The sequence below is a fragment of the Streptomyces milbemycinicus genome, from assembly GCF_002154605.1.
GTDB lineage: Bacteria > Actinomycetota > Actinomycetes > Streptomycetales > Streptomycetaceae > Streptomyces > Streptomyces milbemycinicus.
In genome coordinates, this window is the sequence record NZ_MUNE01000519.1 from 1 (window position 1) to 5797 (window position 5797).

A 5797-nucleotide genomic window follows, 5' to 3' on the forward strand; every position below is an offset into this window, starting at 1 on the left:
GGCGACCACGCCCAGGTCGTGGGTGATGAGGATGATCGCGGAGCCGAACTCCTGCTGCAGATCCTTGAGCAGGTCGAGGATCTGGGCCTGGACGGTGACGTCCAGGGCGGTGGTCGGCTCGTCGGCGATGAGCAGATCGGGGTCGCAGACCAGGGCCATGGCGATCATCGCGCGCTGCCGCATACCGCCGGAGAACTGGTGCGGATAGTCACGCACCCGCAGCTTGGGGTTGGGAATGCCGACCTTCTCCAGCATTTCGACGGCGCGCCCCCACGCCTCGCGCTTGGAGGCCCCGGTGTGCTTGCGGTAGGGCTCGGCGATCTGGCGGCCGACGGTGTAGTAGGGCGAGAGGGCGGTGAGCGAGTCCTGGAAGATCATCGCCATCTTGTTGCCGCGCAGCTTCTCCAGGGCGCGCTCGGGCGCCCCGGTCAGCTCCTGGCCGTCCAGCACGATCTCGCCGCGGATCTCGGTGTTGCGCGGGTCGTGCAGCCCGAGGACGGCGAGGTTGGTGACGGACTTGCCGGAGCCGGACTCGCCGACGATGCCGAGGGTGCGCCCGCGCTCGAGGTCGAAGGAGAGGCCGTCCACGGCCTTGACGACGCCGTCCTCGGTGGCGAAGCGCACATACAGGTCACGCACGGACAGAAAGGCGTCGCCCGCGGCGGGGGCCGGGGTGGCCTCGGACTTGGTCAGGGTGGTCACGTCGGTCGTACTCCTAGGCGAGGCGCACGCGCGGGTCGATGACGGCGTACAGCGCGTCCACGATGATGTTGGCGATGACGATCGCCGTGCAGCTGAAGAGCATCACGCCCATCAGCATCGGGAGGTCCTTCTCGGTCACCGACTCCACGGCGAGCCGGCCCAGGCCGTGCAGGGTGAAGGTGAACTCCGTGATCATCGCGCCGCCGAACAGCGAGCCCAGATCGATGCCGACGATGGTGATGATCGGGGCGATCGCGCCGCGCCAGGCGTAGCGGAAGAAGACCGTACGGCCCGACATCCCCTTGGCCCGCGCGGTGCGCACATGCTCCTCGCCCAGCTGCTCGACCATCTGGGAGCGCGTCATACGGCTGTAGTTGGCGATGAAGATGATGGAGAGCACCAGCCAGGGCAGCAGCAGCCCGCTGAACCACTTGGCCGGATTCTCGGTGATCGGCGTGTACTCGGGCCGGTCGATCAGGCCCCAGGTGTCGACCAGCAGCCACAGCGCGATGACGCCGACGAAGTAGATCTGCAGCGAGTTGCCTATCAGCGACAGGGAGCTGAAGAACTTGTCGGTGAAGGTGCCGCGCTTGGCCGCCGCGATCATGCCGATGGACACCCCGGTGATCAGGAACACGGCGGCGCCGCCGACGGCGAGCGAGAGCGTCGTGGGGTAGCGGTCCATGATGGTCTCCCAGACCGGCTGGGAGTTGGTGAAGGAGTAGCCGAAGCAGGGGGCCGGGCAGTGGCCGACCTCGAAGTCCCGGCCGGCGAAGATGCCGACCAGATAGTGCCAGTACTGGACGGGGACCGGCTCGTCGAGGCCCAGGTTCTTGTTGATGAGGGCGATGGCGTCCGGGCCGCAGTTCTTGCCGCAGGCCAGCTGCGCCGGCTCGGACGGCAGCGCGAAGAAGAGGAAGAACGTGATCGCGCTGATCAGGAGGATGATGACGATCGCGCCGAGGGAGCGGCGTACGAGGAAACGAAGCATGGCGTCGCGGGTCTTCCGGTACGGGCGCCTTGGGCGACCAGGGCGGATCGGACGGGCGGCGCTGTCCGCCACCCGCGGAGGGTGGCGGACAGCGTGCCCTGGGGGCTGATGGGGTAACCGACTGCTACTTCACATACACCGCGGTCGGGTCGGCGGTTCCATACACCGAGTGGTACTTGATGCCGCCGAGGCCCGAACCCCAGATGTTCCACTGGCGGTTGTAGAAGAGCGGGACGGCCGGCACATCGTCGGTGAGGATCTTGTTGGCCAGTGTGACCCACTCACCCGACGCCTTCTCTACGTCCGTGATCTTCAGGATGCGGGCGATCTCGGAGTCGACCGTGCTGTTCTTGAGGTGCCAGTAGTTCTGCGAGCCGTCGGCGACGTTCTTGCTGTCGAACAGCGGCGGGACCACGGTCGAGCCGACCGGCCAGTCGGCGCCCCAGGAGGCGCGGTAGATGTCGAAGCCGTTGTCGACCTTGGCGATCTCGGTGGTGTAGTTGTTGGAGTCGATCTCCTTCTTCTCCACCTTGAACCCGGCCGCCTCCAGAGCCTTGACGACGACCACGGAGACGTTCTGGTACTCGGTGGTGTTGGGGTAGGCGTAGACGATCTCCTGACCCTCCTTGCCCGCCTCCTTCAGCAGCTCCTTGGCCTTCTTGGTGTCGCCGCCCTCGTTCCCTTTCTTCGTCTTGCCGAAGGGGTCGAAGTTCTTCCACCCGGCGAGCGAGGGAGCCAGCAGGTTGCCCGCGACCTGCCCGGCCCGCTTGCCGCCGAACTGGCCGAGGATCTGGTCGTTGGGCATGGCGTAGGCGAGGGCCTGCCGGACCTTCTTGTCCTTGATCCGGTCCATGTTGATGGCCATGTAGTCGACGTACGGCTGCACTTCCAGGAAGGTGCGCGACTTGGCCCCCGCGTCCTTGGCCACTTCCTGGGCGGACTCGACGGTGACCGCGTTGGTGAAGGACATCGCCTGTTTGTCGCTGCCCCGCTCGGCCAGCAGCCGGCGGGCGGAGTCGGGCTCCTGGATGCCGAAGCGGATGTCGAACTTGTCCGGGTACTGGTGGCGGACCGCGTCCGTCTTCGGGTCCCACTGCTCATTGCGCACCAGGGTCAGCGACTTGCCCGGGTTGAGCTTTTCGATCTTGTACGGGCCGGAGGAGACCGGGTGGTTGGTGTACTTGTCGGCGGTGTCCTTCTTGCCGTCGGAGGGCACCGCGCCGACGTTCGGCATGCCGACCGCGTACGGGGTGTCCGCGTGCGGCTCCTTGAAGTGGAAGACGATCGTCTTGTCGTTCGGCGTGTCGAGCACGTCCTTGGGCAGGTGCTTGCCCTTGTACGGGCCGTCCGGCAGCGCCTTGCGGAAGCTCTGGCCGTCACCCGAGAGCCACTGCGGGATGTACAGCGGACCGTCGGTGGCCCACTTGGCGTAGAGCCGCTCGACGGACTGCCGGACATCGGCGGAGGTGATCGGGGACCCGTCCTCGAACTTGAGGTTGTCCTTGAGCGTGTACGTCCAGGTCTTACCGCCGTCCGAGGACTTGCCGGTGTCGGTGGCGAGGTCGCCGACCAGCTTCACCTGGCCCTTGTCGTCGACCTTGTAGGTGGTCAGCGACCGGTTGTAGAGCATCTGGACGGTCAGCATGTCGGCGTAGTAGATCTGCGCCGGGTCGAGATAGGTGAAGGAGTCGCGCTGCAGGACGTTGACCGTCCCGCCCTTCTTGGCACCGGGCACGTCGGCCGCCGGTCCGGTGGAGTCGGTCGCGGTCCCGAGCGAGTAGTTCTCGGCCCTGGCCTTGTCGGGCTTGTTCTCGACGGGATCCTCCTCGCCGCCCCCGCCGCTGCTGCAGGCCGAGAGCACGAGGGCCCCGATCGCCAGAGAGACGGCCGCGAGCCGCCCTCTGCCCCGTGTGGATGAGGTCATGTGTCGTTGCACCTGCCTAGCGCTTAGTCTTCGGATCGAATGCGTCCCGGACCGAGTCCCCGAGCAGGTTGAAGGCCACCACGAAGATCACCATGGCCACGCCCGGGAAGAACATGTACGTGATGTCGTTCTGGTAGTGCCTGGCGCCGGTGGCGAACATCCGGCCCCAGTCGGGGGTCGGCTCGACGAGCCCGACTCCCAGGAAGGAGAGCCCGGCCTCGGCGGTCACGAAGGTCGGCAGCATCAGCGTCGACTGCACCAGGATCGGCGTCCACAGATTGGGCAGCAGCTCCTTGCGGATGATCCTCCATGGGGAGGCGCCGGTCACCTTCGCGGCCTCCACGAACTCCCGTTCGCGCAGGCTGAGCACCTGTCCGCGCAGCAGCCGCGCCAGGCCCATCCAGCCCAGCGCCCACTGGACCAGGATCAGGGTGATGACCCGTAGATAGGTGGGTGTCTCCTTCTCCGGATTGACGAAGAGCGAGTAGACGACGGGTGTGAAGGCCACGAACGAGAGCTGGGCCGGGAAGGCGAGCAGCAGATCGATGAAGCGGCCGAGGAAGTAGTCGGTCTTGCCGCCCATGTAGCCGGCCGTGACGCCCACGAGGATGCCGGTGAGGGTGCACAGGAGGGTGACGGCGACCGCGATCAGCAGCGAGGTCCGTATGCCGTACAGGAGCTGGGTGAACACATCCCGGCCGAGCTGGGGCTGGAGGCCGAACCAGAACTCGCCGTCGATGCCCCCGTTGGGCTTGATGGGGTAGTAGAACTCGTTGAGCAGCCCGGGCCTGTCGAGTCCGTAAGTGGTGTACGGGTTCTTGCCGTACAGCCAGGCAATTACGGGCGCAAGTAAGGCGATCAGAAAGAAGAAGATCACGACGTAGGCCGAAATCACACCTGTCTTGTCGCGTTTGAAGCGTCGCCACATCAACTGGCCGGGCGACCGCCCCACCAACGGCGCCCCGCTTTTGCCGACTTCGGCCGTCGGGACGGCATCCGGGCCGGGCGCGTTCGCCCCGGGCGCGGCGGCCTGGGAAGGACTCGTCATCGCGTAGCGCCCCCCGCACTGATCGCTATGTCTATTCGCGCTGGTCTACTCGCGTCATGTCGTTCCCGTCCGCCGGTGGTCGTGCGCGGTTCGGGATGAGCGGACTGTCGCAACCGAATAACAGCTCAGTCAAGGGGCCAGCGGAAGCGGAAGGGGTGCTCGAGGCAACCTTGAGCGAACATTTTTCAGATCGAGGTCCCGGCGTGCTTGACAGAGATCACTGGATGGCGACAAAGAGTGAGCAAGGCACATCAAACGCGTTAACACGCAAGCAACTTGGCCGACGCGATACCGATATACGGACGCGTCAGGCTGAACTGCGTACGGCCGTGCGGGTGCCGTAGACCGGCCGGGGCGCGCCATGTCGCCCCGGCCGGTCACCTGTGTCGGCACATTGCCGGCGCCGGGACGGTTGATCAGGGGCCGGGGCGGGGCAAACCTACAGCCATGGGGCAGGGACGGATACTCAATCGCGGCGCGCGCACCTTCGGGGCGCTGGTATGCGCTGTTCTCGGGCTGATCTCACTGGCGTGGATCGTCCGGGACTTCGACAAGGCCGACGAGAGCAGCCATGTGTGGTGGACCTGGGCCGGGATACCGTACCGGCTCCCGGACAGCATCTTCGGCACGTCACTCGCCGATCCGGTCCTGCTCGCCGTGTACGTGGCCGCCGGGATCGCGGCGCTGCGCTCGTCGGCCGCCGCCGGGGCGCTGGCCTCGGCCGCCGTCGCCACGGTCGCGCTGCGCCTGCCCAGCCTGTGGAATCTGCACGCCGACTGGATGCAGGGCATCCCCGACGGGCTGAAGACCCGCGCGCAGCTGAGCGCGTGGACGGCGGTCGTGCTCGGGGGCTTGCTGCTGGCGGTCGTGGCCGTCGGCCGGCGCCCGGCCGACGGGACCGCCCCCGACTACGCCGTCGCGCCCGCCGACAGCCCGCCCGGCCGGCCGAGGCCCGCGGTCGCCGTGACGGCGGCGCTGTTCCTGGGGGCCGTCGCGGTCGTCGAGGGCGCCTGGCAGATCTACTGGGCCCATGAGCGGGGCTGGGACATCTACGAGCACCAGCTCACCGGCAAGTACATGCTCACCACACTGCTCTCGCCGCCCGGGGCATGGGCGGCGAGAGCAGTGTGGT

General features: G+C 67.0%; 4 protein-coding genes and 1 pseudogene. 1 reads left to right on the forward strand and 4 read right to left on the reverse strand.

Going from position 1 to position 5797, the window contains the following annotated elements; genetic code table 11:
* From CCN51_RS36160 to CCN51_RS36175, 4 genes are all read right to left on the reverse strand, one after another.
* On the reverse strand, window positions 1-702 hold a 702-nt coding region (locus tag CCN51_RS36160; protein ID WP_086860563.1), incomplete at its 3' end, for an ABC transporter ATP-binding protein.
* A 13-nt stretch (window positions 703-715) separates the two neighbouring features.
* A complete protein-coding gene (locus tag CCN51_RS36165; RefSeq protein WP_014176699.1) occupies window positions 716-1693 on the reverse strand; it encodes an ABC transporter permease in 978 nt (325 codons plus the stop codon).
* Between the two features lie 124 nt (window positions 1694-1817).
* A complete protein-coding gene (locus tag CCN51_RS36170) occupies window positions 1818-3617 on the reverse strand; it encodes an ABC transporter substrate-binding protein (protein ID WP_014176698.1) in 1800 nt (599 codons plus the stop codon).
* A 16-nt stretch (window positions 3618-3633) separates the two neighbouring features.
* The gene (locus CCN51_RS36175; RefSeq protein ID WP_078610465.1) at window positions 3634-4665 is read right to left on the reverse strand and encodes an ABC transporter permease; all 1032 of its coding nucleotides are present in this window, start codon (window positions 4663-4665) and stop codon (window positions 3634-3636) included.
* Between the two features lie 447 nt (window positions 4666-5112).
* On the opposite strand from CCN51_RS36175, the pseudogene CCN51_RS36180 reads away from it, so the two are divergent.
* Window positions 5113-5797: pseudogene (locus CCN51_RS36180) on the forward strand (hypothetical protein); the annotation flags it as partial.

Excerpts from the sequence above, each read along its gene's own strand:
- CCN51_RS36175 (WP_078610465.1), bottom strand. The coding sequence starts at position 4,665 with ATGACGAGTCCTTCCCAGGCCGCCGCGCCCGGGGCGAACGCGCCCGGC.
- CCN51_RS36170 (WP_014176698.1), bottom strand. The coding sequence starts at position 3,617 with ATGACCTCATCCACACGGGGCAGAGGGCGGCTCGCGGCCGTCTCTCTG.
- CCN51_RS36165 (WP_014176699.1), bottom strand. The coding sequence starts at position 1,693 with ATGCTTCGTTTCCTCGTACGCCGCTCCCTCGGCGCGATCGTCATCATC.